The sequence below is a fragment of the Streptococcus parasanguinis genome (assembly GCF_964238605.1).
In the GTDB taxonomy this organism is placed as follows: Bacteria; Bacillota; Bacilli; order Lactobacillales; family Streptococcaceae; genus Streptococcus; species Streptococcus parasanguinis_AJ.
Genome location: NZ_CAXSMM010000002.1, coordinates 214,595 through 231,143 on the forward strand (window position 1 = coordinate 214,595; position 16,549 = coordinate 231,143).

The window sequence follows — 16,549 nt, forward strand, 5'->3', positions numbered from 1 at the left end:
ATGGTAGAACGAATCAAAAAAGCCCGTTTAATTTATAATCCGACCTCTGGGCAAGAAATTATCAAGAAAAATATTGCGGAAGTCTTAGACGTATTGGAAGACGTGGGCTATGAAACCAGCGCCTATCAAACGACTCCAGAACCATTTTCTGCTCAAAATGAAGCAGAAAGAGCCGCCAAAGCAGGCTTTGATTTAATCATTGCTGCTGGTGGAGATGGCACGATTAATGAAGTGGTCAATGGAGTTGCAGGTCTGGAGAATCGTCCGCAGATGGCCTTTATCCCAACCGGCACAACCAATGACTATGCGCGTGCCTTGAAGATCCCGATGGGAGATCCAGTGGCAGCTGCCCGCATTATCGAAAAGAATCAAACCATTCAAATGGACATTGGTCGTGCTTATGGCAGTAAGTATTTTATCAATATTGCTGCAGCAGGGACCATGACAGAATTGACCTTCAGTGTCCCAAGTAGTGTCAAATCTCGCTTGGGTTACTTTGCCTATGTGGCAGAAGCTGCTAAAATGTTGCCGCGAAACAAGGCTCGTAAGGTGCGGATTGAGCACGACAATGGTGTCTTTGAAGGGCCAGCGTCTATGATTTTTGTGGCTCTTACCAACTCGATTGCTGGTTTTGAAAGTGTTGCGCCAGATGCTAAGCTTGATGATGGGAACTTTACCTTGATTATCGTAAAAACTGCTAAGCTCTTTAACATGTTGTCCTTGATGATTCAGGCCATTAATGGAGGCAAGCATGTGCACGATGAAAATGTAGAATATCTCAAGACCAAGAAGTTGACGATCGAAATGTTAGGGAAAAATGCTCAACCATTCCGCATCAATCTAGATGGGGAATACGGAGGAGATACTCCAGTTGAATTGGAAGTCTTCCATAACCACTTGGAATTCTTTGCAAATATTGATGAAATCAACAACGATGCTTTGGTTCACCCATCTGAAGAATAAAAACAAATAGTTGGAGTCCGTTACGTGTTTTACAAGCGGATGGTTCCTTCGGTATTAAATTGGAAATAGGAAAATGTTATGCGACAATACCATGTAAAGCTTCATTTTCATAAGCAAAAAGGAAATTATTTTGCCTATGATATGTGGCAGTGGCAGGATCAAATAGAAGGAAAATCAGTCTCTTTCTCCAAGTTGGATTATTTTGGAGTAGAGGGAAATCTGGTATACGAGAGTGAGGATGCCTTGAACCGGGGCCATGTCCTGGTTAAAGAAGGGGATTGGCTCACTAAGACCCGGGACTTTGAAATCGAACTTTTACCAGAAGGGCATGTTCGAGAAGTGTGGATTCTTGATGGAGACGATACAGTCTATTATTCTTTGCAAGCTGCTTTGACGAGTCATGCATACAGCCATCGTCAGCCTCATGCCTACGATATGGCAATGCGCCCTAGAGAGTTTGATGCTAAATGGGCGTATCAAGGATGGCTCGGTCATCGGGAGGAAGAAGGGGAGCATTGCTTTAAACTATGGGCTCCTACTGCTAAGAAAGTTGAATTGTTGCTCTATCAATCTACAGACTTGGATGCGCCTATCTGGAAGAGTATGCCGATGACACGTGGCAAACAAGAGTCTAGCTACCACCCAGAAAATACCCATGGTGTTTGGATTTTAGATTTTTTAGGAAATTTAAGTGGCATGGCCTATCAATATCGTGTGCATTTTGAACACCATACTCAAGTGACGCGTGATCCTTATAGCATTGCAACGACAGCGGATGGGATGCGCTCAGCCATTCTTTCAAGAGTAGATCGTCAGTTTGATTGGGGCACTAAAAAAGGCGCCGATGCGACTCCCTGGCGCCTGGACAATCCTTGTCAAGCAGTGATCTATGAGATGCACCTTCGGGATTTGACCAAGTCACCGACATCAGGTGTGGACGAGTCTTTGCGTGGGACCTATCTGGGGGCTTGCCAAGAAGGAACTGTCAATAGCCATGGCGATGTGACTGCCTTTGATTATATCCGTCAGTTAGGGGTCAATGTCGTGCAACTGCAGCCCATCTCTGATCGTTTTAAACAGTACGACGAAGAAGGCCAGGTGACCTACAATTGGGGTTACGACGTTCAGAATTATTCTGCACCAGAAACTAGCTTTTCAACGGATCCATCCAATCCGAAACAAACCATGAAAGAGCTCAAAACCATGATCCGGGCTTATCATGAGGCAGGAATTTCTGTGGTCATGGATGTGGTCTACAATCATATCTACTCGATCGAGCATGGTCCTTTCCAAAATACAGTACCCGATTATTATTACCGGATGGAGCCAGATGGCCGCTTCCAAAATGGGACAGGTGTTGGGAATGAAACGGCTAGTGAGCATGAAATGTACCGCAAGTATATGATAGATTCCCTCACGCATTGGGTCAAAGAGTACCAGATCGATGGCTTCCGTTTTGATTTGATGGGCATTCATGATGTAAGGACGATGAATGCTATTCGGGAGGCAATGGATGCTCTAGATCCTCGCATTCTTCTTTACGGAGAAGGCTGGGACATGGGGACAGGTCTCGCACCAGAAGACAAGGCTAAGAAAGACAATGCAGCGCAATTGCCACGAATTGGATTCTTTAATGATACGGAGCGCGATGCCATTAAAGGGGCTGAGGTTTATGGTTCCATCAAACGTGGCTTCGTCAGCAGAAAATCAACAGAGTATATCGTTGCGCGTGCTGTTTTAGGTAGTGCAGAGCTTGGCAATTATTTAAGTCCCAATCAGGTCTTGAATTATGTGGAGGCTCATGACAATTATAATCTCTATGACTTGCTTCAGACCCTTCATCCGAATGAAAAAGTAGCAGGATTGGTCAAGCGCTCAGAGTTGGCTACGGCCATGAATCTGCTCTTTCAGGGCATGACCTTTATGCAATTGGGTCAAGAGTTCATGAGGACCAAATTGGTAGCGACAGGTCCTGATGGAGAAATCACTCCTTTGGATCGTGAACGGGCCATGAATTCCTACAATGCTCCAGATTTTGTGAATCAGGTCAATTGGGATCTGGTCAGTCAAAACAAGGAATCAATTGCCTATATCCGAAGCTTGATCAATTTGAAGACAAGTCTTGCTGTCTTAGGATTTGAAAGCTATGATAAAATCTATCAACAAGTCTTTATTCAATCTGCAACTGATACCAGCGGTCTTGTCATCTATGAACTAACAGGAGACAAGAAGTACTTGGTCATCTTCAACGCCAGCGGACTTCCATATTACCTCCAAAATTCAAATAAATTGAAATTGATGGTTGGGAATAGTCGTCATAAACGACCATTCTACGTGGAGAATTTAACAGCTTCTGTTTTTGAAGTCCTAGACTAAGTTTTTTTAAAAGAAATCATAAAATCCCTGAGTTTTTAAACTCAGGGATTCTTTTTATTTAGAAGAACTGCTACTGGTCTCTGTTGAGGAAGAACTATCGTCTTCTGGGTGCAATTCTTTATAAGTTGGTGCTTTGAAGAGATCAACGGTAGACTGGTTGCCACGTTGGTTATAAAGGCTGGTTGATTTGTCACCTTTTTCCTTTTCAATCTTCTTCAATGCCTTGAAGGAATTGGTGTAGGAATAATCTTCTGGATTGACTTTTCCAAGATCATTGCCCTTGAAGAAGCGAAGGAGGTCACCGGTCTGGATACTATCGCTAATCTTCAATTGCAGGTTAGCAGCTTCCCTGATCTTGTCCAGTTCTTCCTTGGTTTTTTCGTCTGGGTTCGTGATTTCCTCACCTGTTTTGGTGTAATAGGTCCGGCCACTATAGCTCGTATACTCTGGAGTAACAAAGTAGTTAGCAGAGCGGAAGGCGACGATTTGATCATGTTCTGGTGAGAGCATATCTTGGCCAACTTGGAGGAATTTGTTGGACTCAATGCCCAGCAAATGTTCTAAGGTTGGGAGCATATCGATCTCACCACCATAGGTATCAATGATGCCACCCTTATCCATACCTGGAATAACTACCATATAAGGAACGCGTTGCAACATGGCATTGTCATAACTTGACCAAGTCTCAGAGTTCTTACCAAGTAGAGGAGCAAGAGCTGGGTTGCGGGAGTTTGAAATTCCGTAGTGGTCCCCATAGAGAACGATGATGGAATTTTTGTAAAGACCAGATTCTTTCAGGTAATCAAAGAAGGCCTTGATCGAAGAATCTAGGTAGTTAGCGGTCGCAAAATAGCCATTGATGGTTTCGTCCTGTGTCTTAGCTAGAGGGAAGCCAAGATCATCTCCTGACAAACTGGTCGTATAAGGATAGTGGTTGGAAACCGTAATGAACTTAGTATAGAAAGGTTGTTGCAATCTTTCAAGGTATTTAATGGAATCCTTGAGCATGTATTTGTCATTAAGACCATACTGGAAGGAATTGCTGCTGTTTTGTTTGGTGAAGTAGCTAGCATCAAAGAAGTAATTGTAGCCCCATTGTTTATAGGCAGTATTCCGGTTCCAGAAACTTCCAGCATTCCCGTGGAAAACAGCGCTCGAGTTGTAACCATTTTTTGAAAGAATAAATGGTGCAGCCTGTTGGGTATTGGTTCCACCATAGTTCACCATAAAGGAACCTTGGTTGAGTCCGAAGAGGCCTGTTTCAATCATGGTTTCAGCATCAGACGTTTTTCCTGCCTTGACTTGGTTAAAGACGTTTGAAAAGGCAAAGGTTTCCTTCGAGTGGTAAAGTGAATTTAAGAATGGTGTTACTTCGTATTCTTTATCATCTACTTTCAACTTGTAATCGATCAAGAATTGTTGGAAACTTTCCAAGTGAATGTAGATGACATTACGGCCTTTGGCCATTCCAAAGTACTCAGGATTAGGCTTGGCATAATGCTGTTGGATATATTCTTCCACCGGTTTTAAATCTGCTTCGGAGGCTTTGGAACGTTCTTTGTTGGCAGCATAGGTCTGATTAGCACTGTAACCTAGAAAGGCTGGTAAGCCTAGGGCACGAACGACATAGTAGTTTGAGAACCCACGAGTCAAGAGCTCAGGTCGGTCAATTTCTGCGAGGAAAAGGTTGGCCGAAAAGAGCATAGCCGATAAAGAGGTAACCGCAAAACTAGCTCGTTTATTGAAGGGACGATTGTCCATTCGAATCCATTTCTTAAAGAAGAAGAAAGCTAGAATAGGGAAATCTAGAATGTAGATCACATCCCAAGGGCGGAACAATTCTAAAGCAGCAGCTCCGAGACCGGCAGAAACCTTGCTGGAAGCCAACATGGTATTGACCGTTACGAAGTCTGTAAACTCTCGATAATAGATGGAGTTGGAAATCAACCAAATAAATAAGAGAAGGTAGATCCCAAAGGCCAAACTATAAAAGAGCTTGGTTCGTTTGATATAAAGTGCAAGACCAATGAAGAGCAGACTGATCGGCAATGGGTTGATCACTGCTAGAAAAATCTGATACGGTCCCTGAATGTCTAAATTAAAATCAACTGAATAGGCCCACATGGTTTTGAACCAGTAGAGCAACAGAAGGGTCAAGACAAATCCTAGTCTGGTACTCATGAAATTGAGTATCGAATTCGTAATTTTTTTCACAAAATGTTACTTCCTTGTCTTATTTCCTAAAAATTTTCATATACAAGTATACCACAATTTTATGGAGAAAGAAAAAAATGACTGTAAAGGAGAGGAAAGAAATAGGAAAGATCCGGCATTTTATATCATTTGAAGCTAAATGATGAAAGCTAGGATAAAACGGTAAAAAAAGTTCCAGTAAATAAAGCCTCTCTTTGTGAAAAACACAGACTTTTGCTATAATAGAGGGTATGAAAAAACTCACGGTCAGTCGCCAAGTCGCAACAAAAATTAAACAAGGACAATCTCTTCTTGAAAAGCAAGATTTTGACTCACTTCCCGCTTTTGATCAAGCGGTTCAATTGCTTTCAGGAGATGGACAATCCCTCGGGGTCGGATACTTATCTGAACAAAATAAAGGGATTGGATGGTTTGTTTCACAAGAGTTGGTCGCTTTTGATCAAGACTTTTTTAAAAAGCTTTTCATCAAAGCCAAGCAATACCGTCGTTCTTATTATGCGGATGAAACGACGACAGCCTTTCGTCTTTTTAACCAAGAGGGAGATGGTTTTGGTGGCTTCACGGTTGACTTGTATGGTGAGTTTGTTGTCTTTTCTTGGTACAATTCTTTCGTATTTCAGATCAAGGAAACCATTCTAGCAGCCTTTCAAGAAGCTTTTTCAGAAGTCCGAGGTGGCTATGAAAAGATTCGCTTTAAAGGTTTGGACTATGAATCGGCTCATGTCTATGGAGAAGAAGCTCCGCAAGAATTTTTGATTCTTGAAAATGGGGTCTCTTACCAAGTCTTTCTCAATGATGGCTTGATGACGGGGATCTTTTTGGATCAACATGAAGTCCGAGGTAGCTTGGTCGATGGCATAGCAGCAGGACAGTCCTTGCTCAATATGTTCTCTTATACGGCGGCCTTTTCTGTTGCTGCGGCAATGGGTGGAGCAGTTGAGACAACTTCGGTCGATCTGGCTAAGAGAAGTAGAGAATTATCAGAAGCGCATTTTGTGGCAAATGGCTTGGCGCTGGATGCTCATCGTTTTGTCGTGATGGATGTCTTTGACTATTACAAATATGCCAAACGCCATGACCTAAGCTATGATGTGATCGTACTCGATCCGCCTAGCTTTGCGCGAAATAAAAAACGGACCTTTTCAGTCGCTAAAGACTATCATCGGTTGGTGAGCGAGGCCCTCGAGATTTTAAATCCAGGTGGGACCTTGATTCTCAGTACCAATGCGGCAAATGTGACCAAAGATAAATTTAAAAAACAAATCGAAAAGGGATTTCAAGGACGTAAGCATCGCTATGTAGCGGAATACGGCCTTCCGGGAGATTTTCGATGGAACAAGAAAGAAGAAAGTAGTAATTACTTAAAAGTATTTACGATTAGGGTGGATGTATGAAGTTAGTTGTTTCGATTATGCCTCGCTCCTTAGAAGAGGCGCAACAACTAGATAGTTCGCGTTACGAGGATGCAGATGTTATTGAGTGGCGTGCGGACTTTTTAGAAAAAAGCGAGATCTTAACTGTTGCTCCTGCAGTTTTTGAAAAATTTGCTGGACGCGAGATTTTATTCACCTTGCGGACTCGAGCTGAAGGGGGAGAGATGGAGCTGACCAACGAGGAATATGTTGGAATCCTGAAAGATATTCAATCCATCTATCATCCGGATTATATCGATTTCGAGTATTATAGTCACCGTGAAGTCTTTGAAGAGATGTTGGAATTTTCAAATCTTGTTCTCAGCTACCATAACTTCCAAGAAACTCCGGAAAATATGATGGAGATCTTATCGGAATTGACCAGCTTTTCTCCAAAATTAGTCAAAGTATCTGTCATGGCCCACAATGAACAAGATGTTCTTGACTTGATGAATTATACGCGTGGTTTCAAGACACTGAACCCTGAGCAAGAATATGTAACGATTTCCATGGGCAAGGTCGGGAAGATTTCGCGCTTGACAGCTGATTTGACAGGTTCTTCCTGGTCTTATGCTAGAGTTGGAGATGAAAGTGCCCCAGGTCAAATTCCTCTTGAAAATATGAGAAGAATTCGGGAGTTATTAAATGAAGATTGACGGATATACTCGGATGGCAGCTGTCATTGCCCATCCCATTCGTCATAGTATCTCTCCTTTCATTCATAATCTAGCCTATGAATTAACAGCGACCAATGCTGCTTATCTAGCTTGGGATATTGCTGAAGAAGACTTAGAAAGCACCATCAGCCAAATTCGTAAGTTGGATATGATTGGGGCCAATATCTCCATGCCCTACAAGCAGAAGGTCTTTCCTTACTTAGATGAAGTGGATGAGATGGCCCGAAAGATCGGTTCTGTCAATACTATCGTTCACCGCGATGGTAAACTTAAAGGCTATAATACGGATGGGATTGGTTTCTTTCGTAGTTTACCTCCTGCTTTCTCTATTAAGGGAAAAACAATGGTTCTCTTAGGTGCAGGTGGTGCAGCTTTAGCGATTATTGCACAGGCGATTCATCTAGGTGTAAAACGTATCCTTGTCTTTGTGAGAGAGGAAAGATTGGTTCATTATCGTTCAATAGTTCAGTTGATTGAAGAAGGCTTTGATTTCTTGATAGAATTGTATGCGATTGAGAAAGATGAAGACGTTCAAAGCTCCTTTAATCAAGCCGATCTCATCTTAAATGCGACTGGTGTTGGGATGGATGGTCAGTCTCTTCCGATAGCGAGTCACTTGACCTTTCCCCCACATGCCTTAATCGTAGAGATGGCCTACTATCCGGCAGTGACCCCCTTTCTGCAATTAGCAGTGAATCAAGGAAACCAGAGGGTAAATGGGCTGGGAATGCTCTTTTATCAAGCTGAAGCAGCCTTTGAATTAATGACTGAGAAAGTATTTCCTGCAGAGTCTGTATGGGAAGCATTGACAACAGAATATCGCCAATTTGTATGTGACTAAGAGAGGGGTTTACCTTTTCCTATTGAAAAAGCTTTATGAGATTAGAACAAGACCTGATTTTTAAAAAAACAGTCTTGCTCTAGTCTCTTTTTCATTTTGATTGAGACATGTGCCCTATTTCATGATAAGATAGAATCAAAGAAAAACATGAAGGAGATTCCTATGAACGTATCGGTACCTATTCCAGGACATTCCTATGATATTGTGATTGAAAGAGGTGGTCTCAACCAGGTTGGAGACTGGTTGCGCACTCTTTGGGGCGATAAAAAAGTCGCTATCATTTCCGATAACCGCGTGGCTAAGCTATATGCCTCAATCGTAGAGAAGAGCCTTGAGAAAGCTGGTTTTCAAGTGGTGCGCTTTGAGTTTCTTGAAGGCGAAGCCAGTAAGAATCTAACCACTGTTTCAAAAGTCTATGACTTTCTAGCTACCCAAGGCATGACCCGCAGTGATGGAATCGTTGCTCTTGGGGGTGGCGTAGTTGGTGATTTGGCTGGTTTTGCTGCCTCGACCTATATGCGGGGAATTTCCTTTGTTCAGATCCCGACTAGCTTGACCGCACAGGTGGATTCTTCTATCGGGGGAAAGACGGGAGTCAACACAGCACTTGCTAAAAACATGGTAGGGACCTTTGCTCAACCAGACGGTGTGTTTATTGATCCTGAAGTGTTGAGTACATTGGGGCAACGTGAATTGATCGAGGGGATGGGCGAAGTCATCAAGTACGGTCTCATCCAAGATACGGAACTTTGGGAAGAATTGGAAGCTATGAATGGTTCTGTTGAGAGTATTTTAGAGCATGCAGAGAGCATCATTTCTCATTCTTGCCTGGTCAAGCGAGACCATGTTGTAGCAGATGAGCTGGACAATGGCATTCGACTGTATCTCAATTTTGGGCATACCATTGGGCATGCCATTGAAGCGACAGCTGGTTATGGGCAGGTTATGCATGGAGAAGCTGTCAGTATGGGTATGGTGCAGCTCTCCCGAGTTGCAGAAGAAAAGGGCTTGATGCCAACGGGAATCACTCGAAAAATCGAAGAAATGTGTCGGAAATTTGGACTTCCGGTGGCCTATGAGAACTGGGATAAAGAAGCCCTTTATCAAGCCTTGACCCATGACAAAAAAGCACGTGGGACAAGCTTGAAACTAGTCATCGTGCCAGAATTAGGCCGAGCTGCGATTCATCAAATCCCTCTTCAAGAAATGAAGGACTTTTTAGAAAGAAAGGAATAAGGTCGTATGAGATATTTAACAGCAGGAGAGTCCCATGGTCCTCGATTAACAGCCATCATCGAGGGGGTCCCGGCAGGCCTTCCTTTATCTGAAGAGGATATTAATAAAGAGCTTAAACGTCGACAAGGTGGATATGGTCGTGGGGCTCGGATGAAAATTGAGAGTGACCGTGTTGAGATCACATCAGGTGTCCGTCATGGCTTGACCATAGGAGGTCCGATTACTCTGAACGTGACCAATCTGGATCACCAAAAATGGCTGGAGATCATGAATGTAGCACCGGTCGAAGAGAAAAAGAAAGATCTGCGCAAGATCACCAAGCCACGTCCTGGCCATGCTGATCTAGTCGGAGGAATCAAATACCGTTTTGACGATCTTCGTAATTCGCTCGAACGTTCTTCTGCCCGTGAGACGACTATGCGTGTAGCCGTTGGTGCAGTTGCTAAACGAATTTTAGAAGAGATTGGCGTGGAAGTGGCCAGCCACATTGTCAATTTCGGGGGAATCGAGATTGCAATTCCCGAGAATCTAACCGTTTCAGAAATCAAGGAAAAGGCATCTAAGTCGGAAGTTTCGATTGTTGTCCCAGAACAAGAAGAAGCCGTTAAGGCTTACATTGACCAGGTGAAAAAAGATGGTGATACCATTGGGGGAATTGTGGAAACCTTGGTTGGCGGTGTGCCTGTTGGACTAGGATCCTACGTGCAATGGGACAAGAAATTGGATGCTAAAATCGCTCAAGGAGTGGTCTCTATCAATGCCTTTAAGGGAGTTGAGTTCGGTCTTGGTTTTGAAGCAGGTCGCCTAAAAGGGAGTCAAGTCATGGATGAAATCGTCTGGTCTGAAGAAGCTGGCTATACCCGTCGTACTAATAATCTTGGTGGTTTTGAAGGGGGCATGACTAACGGAGAGCCGATTCTGGTTCGTGGCGTCATGAAGCCTATTCCAACGCTTTACAAACCATTGATGAGTGTGGATATCAAAACCCATGAGCCTTATAAGGCAACAGTTGAGCGTAGCGATCCAACGGCTCTACCGGCTGCAGGAGTGGTGATGGAAGCAGTGGTCGCAACGGTCCTTGCTACAGAAGTGCTTGAGAAATTCTCATCCGATAACTTGGAAGAATTGAAAGAAGCCGTTGCTAAGCACCGGGACTTTACTAAGAATTTTTAAAAGAAAGAGTTTTCCTTTGGAGAAGAAAGTTGTCTATATTGCAGGGCTGGGCTTGATTGGTGCTTCCCTCGCGCTAGGGATTAAGAGAGCTCACCCAAACGTGACCATTCTTGGTTACAATCGTAGTGAAGTCTCTCGAACCATCGCCCTTGAAAGAGGAATGGTGGATCAGGTGACGGATGATTTCGCAGCCTTTGCCCCTTTAGCAGATATCATTATTTTGGCGCTTCCGATTAAGCAAACCAAGTCTTACTTAGAAACCTTAGCTGGCCTGAATTTGAAGGACCAGGTACTAGTGACAGATGCAGGCTCTACCAAGGCAGCAATTGTGGAACAAGCCGAAAAGGTATTTAAAGACAAGGCTGTGCGCTTTGTGGGAGGGCATCCCATGGCTGGTAGTCATAAGACAGGTGCAGCAGCAGCGGATGCCACCTTATTTGAAAATGCCTATTATATTTTTACTCCTTCCAGCTTGACTAGAAGAGGTGCCATGGAAGAGTTGAAAGATCTCTTGAGTGGATTAGGATCCCGCTTTATCGAAATCGATGCTGAGGAACACGATCGGGTAACCTCCCAGATCAGTCATTTTCCTCATATTTTAGCATCGACCTTAGTCGAGCAGGCCGTAGCTTATGGAGAAGAGCATGAAATGACCCGACGTTTTGCGGCTGGTGGCTTTCGGGATATGACACGGATTGCAGAAAGTGAGCCAGGCATGTGGACTTCTATTCTCTTGTCCAACCCTCAAGCGATATTAGAGCGGATTGCAGATTTCAAAGAGCGTTTGGATCAGGTGGCCGAGACCATTCAAGCAGATAACGAAGAGGCCATTTGGTCCTTTTTCAAAGAAGGGCGCAAGCACCGAAAGGAAATGCAGATCCATCAGCGTGCTGGACGTGATAGTGCCTATGATCTCTTTATTGATGTCCCCGATCAGGAAGGTGTGATCCTCGAAATCTTACAACTCCTACAAGGGATTTCCTTGGTTAATATTCACATCAATGAAGAGAATCGTGAAGATATTCACGGGATTTTGCAGCTGACCTTTAAAAATGTAGAGGATCAGGAGAGGGCTCAAACATTGATCAGCCGGGCGACATCTTATACCGTCCTTGCTCGCTAGGTCTACAGAAGGATTTGCATCAACATGCTTGCTTCATTTTAGGAATATTGAGGGAAAAGCAGTATAATAGAAGTATCATATCAGTAAAGGAGCCCATAAAATGGCAAATATTTATGATGTAGCAAATGAACTCTCTCGGACCCTTCGAGACCTTCCTGAATACAAGGCTGTCGTAGAAAGCAAGCAAGCGATCGAGGCAAATCCAGAAGCGAAAACCTTGTTTGACGAATACGTCGCTTTTCAAAATCAACTGCAAGGCTTGATGCAATCCGGTCAACTTCCAACAGAAGCTGTGCAACAAGAAATGAAGGACTATATGGAAAAAATCCAAGCAAGTCCGATTGTGAATGAATTTTTCACTAAACAACAGCAATTGTCTATTTATCTTGCAGATCTTGAAAAGATCATCTTTGAGCCAATTCAAGATTTATACAAATAGAAAGACTACCAGAGTTGTAATTTCGACTCTGGTATTTTCGTTCGCCACTAGATCAAAAGAAGCTCAAAAAAAGCTTGGAAACATTCGTTATTTGTTCCAAATTTTTGACCAAAAATTGAATTCATACCTTAATTATGATAGAATATGAGGAAAAGCATCTGGAGAAGGCAATGAAATTAAGAACCAATAGCAAGGGTCTCAGGGGCATCATTCGTGTGCCTGGTGATAAATCCATCAGTCACCGATCCATTATTTTTGGAAGTCTCGCAACAGGTGAAACCAAGGTCTATGATATCTTGCGAGGCGAAGATGTGCTCTCTACAATCCAGGTGTTTCGAGATTTAGGAGTCACCATCCAGGATGATGGGGATGTGATTCGGATTCAAGGGGTAGGCTTTCAGGGCCTACAAGTTCCGACAGCTCCCCTTGATATGGGTAATTCAGGGACTTCTATTCGTTTGATATCAGGTGTCCTAGCGGGCCAGGATTTTTCAGTGACCATGGTCGGAGACGATAGCCTTTCCAAACGGCCTATGGATCGTGTAGCGATTCCACTGCGTCAAATGGGAGTAGAAATTGCTGGCCAGGGAGAGCGCGATTGCCCGCCTTTGCATGAAAAAGGAACCCATCAGCTACAACCGATTCATTACCGTTTGCCAGTCGCATCGGCTCAAGTCAAGTCGGCTCTCATCTTTGCTGCTATACAGGCTGAGGGTAAATCGACGATTATCGAGAAGGAAAAGACCCGTGACCATACAGAGGATATGATTCGCCAATTTGGTGGGGAGATCCAGATAGACGGAAAAACTATTCACATCCAGGGTGGACAAGAGTTCCAAGGTCAAACAGTCATCGTTCCTGGAGATATTTCCAGTGCGGCATTTTGGTTAGTGGCTGGACTCATCCTTCCAGATAGTGTGATCAAGATTGAAAATGTTGGCATCAACCAAACGCGGACAGGGATTCTTGATGTGATCCAGGAAATGGGGGGAGATCTCACTGTTGAGGATCGTGATGAAAAAGCTGTCTCGGCAAGTCTTACTGTCAAGACTTCGTCCTTAAAAGGGATTCGGATTGATGGGGAGTTGATTCCACGCTTAATTGATGAATTGCCGATTATTGCCTTACTTGCGACACAAGCAAATGGTCAAACTGTGATTGCGGATGCTGAAGAGCTTCGTGTGAAAGAAACGGACCGTATCCAGGTCGTAGCAGATAGCCTCAATGCTATGGGAGCCAATGTTGTGCCAACGGAAGACGGTATGATCATCACTGGTCCAACTCCCTTACATGGAGCTGACCTAGAGACTTTTGGAGATCACCGGATTGGGATGATGGCTGCCATTGCTGCCTTATTGGTGAGAGATGGAAATGTGGTGCTGGATCGAGCAGAGGCCATCAACACCAGTTACCCTAGCTTTTTTGAAGATTTGGAGACCTTACTGCATGGCTAAAATTTTACTTGGTTTTATGGGAACAGGTAAAACGACTGTTGGTCGCATTCTTGATCCAAAATTCCATGATATGGATGAATTAATTGTTGAAGAGATTGGTATGTCAATCAATGACTATTTCGCAGTGAAAGGAGAAGCTGCCTTTCGTCGCCGCGAGGCTGAAATGCTGGAACGTTTATTGGAAAACGAAGCAGCCATTATTTCCCCTGGTGGCGGGATTGTCGTCAATCCTCATAACCGTGCCCTCTTGGAAAAAAATCCATACAACATTTATTTGCGCGTGGATTTTGAAACCTTGTACAGTCGCATTCAAAATGACAAAGCTATGCAACGTCCCCTCTTTTTAAACAATACCAAAGAAGAATTCAAGAAGATTTTTGATGGCCGTTTGCCTTTTTATAAAGCGATTGCTACCCATATTGTGGATGTTAAGGACAAAACACCTGAAGAAATTGCGGAGATTATTCGATGCTTGTAGGCTATCTAGGTCCCAAGGGATCTTTTACCCACGATGTGGTGACTCATAGTTTTCCAACTTCTGAACGCATCGCTTATCGAACGATCACAGATGTTATTAAGGCCTATGAAAATCAAGAAATTGATTTTGCAGTCGTCCCAGTTGAAAACTCTATCGAAGGCAGTGTCCACGAGACCATCGATTACCTCTTTCACCAAGGGACCATACAGGCAGTTGCAGAAGTGGTCTATCCCATCAAGCAACAGCTCTTGGTGGCTAGAAAAGATCGGCCTATTCGAACGGTCTATTCGCATCCACAGGCCTTGGCCCAAGGGAAGTCTTTTCTAAGGGCCCATTATCCAGATGTGGCCATGGAAATGACGGCTTCAACAGCCTATGCAGCCCGCTATGTAGCAGAACATCCAGAATTGGAGATTGCGGCTATTGCCCCTCTGGCAGCAGCCAGTGAGTACGGTTTGGAAGTCCAGGCCAAAGATATCCAAGAAATTGAGGACAACTACACACGTTTTTGGGTTTTAGGGGTAAAAGAGCCCTTGATTTCAGAAACTTTAAGTCCGGTCCTTCAAAAAGTTAGCTTGGCTTTAACCTTGCCAAGTAACCTGGCTGGAGCCCTCTATAAGGGGTTGTCCACCTTTGCTTGGCGGGGAATCAATTTAACCAAGATTGAAAGTCGCCCTCTAAAAACAGCTTTAGGAGAATACTTTTTCATTATTGACCTCCTAAATGAAGCGCCTGATCTTGTGCACTTTGCCTATCAAGAATTAGACAGTCTGGGTATTCAGACAAAAGTCTTGGGTCAGTATCAAGTCTATACCTTAAAAGAAAACGGAAGGAAGAAAAGATGAGTAACGAATCCAACTTTCTATCTCACCATGAGCGAAAGCGATTAGAGTACTTATACTCAAATTTTCATTATTTGAATGAACGAGAACAACTAGAATACAATTATTTGCTCAAAAAAAGCCAAGGAGTTTATGAGGAAACAGAACCCCTTCAACAGCCTGAAGTAGCTGCTACTGAAGAAGTGCAAGGAGAGATTGCTGAACCGATTGGTGACCTTCCTGTTTACCAATCACGTAGCAGAAAAACAAAGAAAAAAGCAGTCGCTGCGACGAGCGATCTACCTAAGAAACCACGGAAAAAGATCCGCGTCAAGCGGATCCTCAAGTGGATAGCTCTCTTTTTCTTGCTCATTATCGGTGGCATGGTCTTTATGTTTGTGAAAGGCCTCAACAGTAAACCAGCTGGGAAAGATGCCAAGCCTGCTGTCGTCGAGAAATTTAACGGCAAGAAGTCGCGAGATGGGGTCAATATCCTGATCTTGGGGACAGATGGTCGGATCGGTGAGAAATCAGATGAGACTCGGACAGACTCCATCATGGTGGTCAACGTCAATAACAAAGAAGGCAAGATCAAGATGGTCAGCTTCATGCGGGATACATTGGTCCATATCGATGGTGTCAGCCAGCAAAATATTCCAGAGTATGATGGCTACTACGACCAGAAGCTCAATACGGCCTTCACCATCGGGGAGCAAAATAACAACCAAGGGGCAGAATTGGTCCGTCAGATGCTCAAAGACAACTTTGACATTGACATCCAATATTACGCCATGGTCGATTTTAAGACCTTTGCGACAGCGATTGATACCCTCTTCCCAAATGGGGTCGAGATGAATGCGCAATTTTCAACGGTTGATGGCGAAAAGGTCAGTGAAGTAGAAGTACCAGATGATTTGAACATGAAAGACGGTGTCGTTCCTCAACAGACCATCAAGGTTGGAAAACAACGGATGGATGGCCGGACCCTTCTCAATTACTCGCGTTTCCGTAAGGATGATGAAGGAGACTTTGGTCGGACCCGTCGCCAACAAGAGGTCATGTCCGCTATCATGCATCAGATCAAGGATCCAACCAAACTCTTTACGGGATCTGAAGCCCTTGGGAAAGTCTTTGCCATGACGTCTACCAATGTTCCTTTCTCTTTCCTATTGACCAATGGACTTGGACTAGTCGGAAGTGCTGGAAAAGGAATTGAACGAGTGACCATCCCAGAAAATGGGGATTGGGTTGATGCCTACGATATGTACGGTGGCCAAGGCCTGCTGGTCGATTTCGATGCTTATAAAAAGAAATTGTACCAAATGGGACTGAGATGATATAA

General features: G+C 43.8%; 14 protein-coding genes. 13 read left to right on the top strand and 1 reads right to left on the bottom strand.

What is annotated here, in order from left to right; genetic code table 11:
- Together ACESR9_RS03030 and pulA are read left to right on the top strand one after the other, a co-directional pair.
- On the top strand, positions 1-963 hold the full coding sequence (locus ACESR9_RS03030) for a diacylglycerol kinase family lipid kinase (RefSeq protein WP_003006748.1): 963 nt from the start codon (positions 1-3) through the stop codon (positions 961-963).
- Between the two features lie 78 nt (positions 964-1,041).
- Complete coding sequence (gene pulA, locus ACESR9_RS03035) at positions 1,042-3,339, top strand: type I pullulanase (protein ID WP_373105496.1); 2,298 nt, start codon at positions 1,042-1,044, stop codon at positions 3,337-3,339.
- 54 nt (positions 3,340-3,393) lie between these two features.
- On the opposite strand, the gene ACESR9_RS03040 is transcribed toward pulA, so the two are convergent.
- Positions 3,394-5,553, bottom strand: coding sequence for an LTA synthase family protein (locus ACESR9_RS03040; protein ID WP_049497311.1), 2,160 nt, complete (start codon positions 5,551-5,553; stop codon positions 3,394-3,396).
- 230 nt (positions 5,554-5,783) lie between these two features.
- Between ACESR9_RS03040 and ACESR9_RS03045 the strand changes: the two genes are divergently transcribed.
- The 11 genes from ACESR9_RS03045 to ACESR9_RS03095 all read left to right on the top strand — a co-directional run bounded on the left by ACESR9_RS03045 (position 5,784) and on the right by ACESR9_RS03095 (position 16,544).
- Entirely contained in the window at positions 5,784-6,947 is a 1,164-nt protein-coding gene (locus ACESR9_RS03045) for a class I SAM-dependent rRNA methyltransferase (RefSeq protein ID WP_003014386.1), read from the top strand.
- A complete protein-coding gene (gene aroD, locus ACESR9_RS03050) occupies positions 6,944-7,621 on the top strand; it encodes a type I 3-dehydroquinate dehydratase (protein ID WP_003014374.1) in 678 nt (225 codons plus the stop codon). The genes ACESR9_RS03045 and aroD overlap by 4 nt, the downstream gene beginning before the upstream one ends.
- Positions 7,611-8,483, top strand: a complete 873-nt coding sequence (gene aroE, locus ACESR9_RS03055; RefSeq protein ID WP_373105499.1) for a shikimate dehydrogenase — start codon at positions 7,611-7,613, stop codon at positions 8,481-8,483. The genes aroD and aroE overlap by 11 nt, the downstream gene beginning before the upstream one ends.
- Positions 8,484-8,645: 162 nt before the next feature.
- Positions 8,646-9,719, top strand: coding sequence for a 3-dehydroquinate synthase (gene aroB / locus ACESR9_RS03060; protein WP_373105502.1), 1,074 nt, complete (start codon positions 8,646-8,648; stop codon positions 9,717-9,719).
- A gap of 6 nt (positions 9,720-9,725) precedes the next feature.
- Positions 9,726-10,892 carry a chorismate synthase gene (gene aroC, locus ACESR9_RS03065; RefSeq protein WP_277838978.1) on the top strand — a complete coding sequence of 389 codons (1,167 nt, stop codon included), beginning with the start codon at positions 9,726-9,728 and terminating at the stop codon, positions 10,890-10,892.
- A 16-nt stretch (positions 10,893-10,908) separates the two neighbouring features.
- On the top strand, positions 10,909-12,015 hold the full coding sequence (locus ACESR9_RS03070; protein ID WP_373105504.1) for a prephenate dehydrogenase: 1,107 nt from the start codon (positions 10,909-10,911) through the stop codon (positions 12,013-12,015).
- A 100-nt stretch (positions 12,016-12,115) separates the two neighbouring features.
- Positions 12,116-12,454 (top strand): YlbF/YmcA family competence regulator, encoded by a 339-nt coding sequence (locus ACESR9_RS03075; protein ID WP_003014453.1) that lies wholly within the window; start codon positions 12,116-12,118, stop codon positions 12,452-12,454.
- A gap of 170 nt (positions 12,455-12,624) precedes the next feature.
- Positions 12,625-13,908 carry a 3-phosphoshikimate 1-carboxyvinyltransferase gene (gene aroA / locus ACESR9_RS03080; RefSeq protein ID WP_373105506.1) on the top strand — a complete coding sequence of 428 codons (1,284 nt, stop codon included), beginning with the start codon at positions 12,625-12,627 and terminating at the stop codon, positions 13,906-13,908.
- Positions 13,901-14,386 (top strand): shikimate kinase, encoded by a 486-nt coding sequence (locus tag ACESR9_RS03085; protein WP_302693020.1) that lies wholly within the window; start codon positions 13,901-13,903, stop codon positions 14,384-14,386. Before aroA ends, ACESR9_RS03085 begins: the two co-directional genes overlap by 8 nt.
- Positions 14,377-15,231: a prephenate dehydratase gene (gene pheA, locus ACESR9_RS03090; protein ID WP_373105508.1), complete on the top strand. Its 855-nt coding sequence runs from the start codon at positions 14,377-14,379 to the stop codon at positions 15,229-15,231. The genes ACESR9_RS03085 and pheA overlap by 10 nt, the downstream gene beginning before the upstream one ends.
- The gene (locus ACESR9_RS03095) at positions 15,228-16,544 is read left to right on the top strand and encodes an LCP family protein (RefSeq protein ID WP_070465744.1); all 1,317 of its coding nucleotides are present in this window, start codon (positions 15,228-15,230) and stop codon (positions 16,542-16,544) included. The genes pheA and ACESR9_RS03095 overlap by 4 nt, the downstream gene beginning before the upstream one ends.
- Positions 16,545-16,549 lie beyond the last annotated feature (5 nt).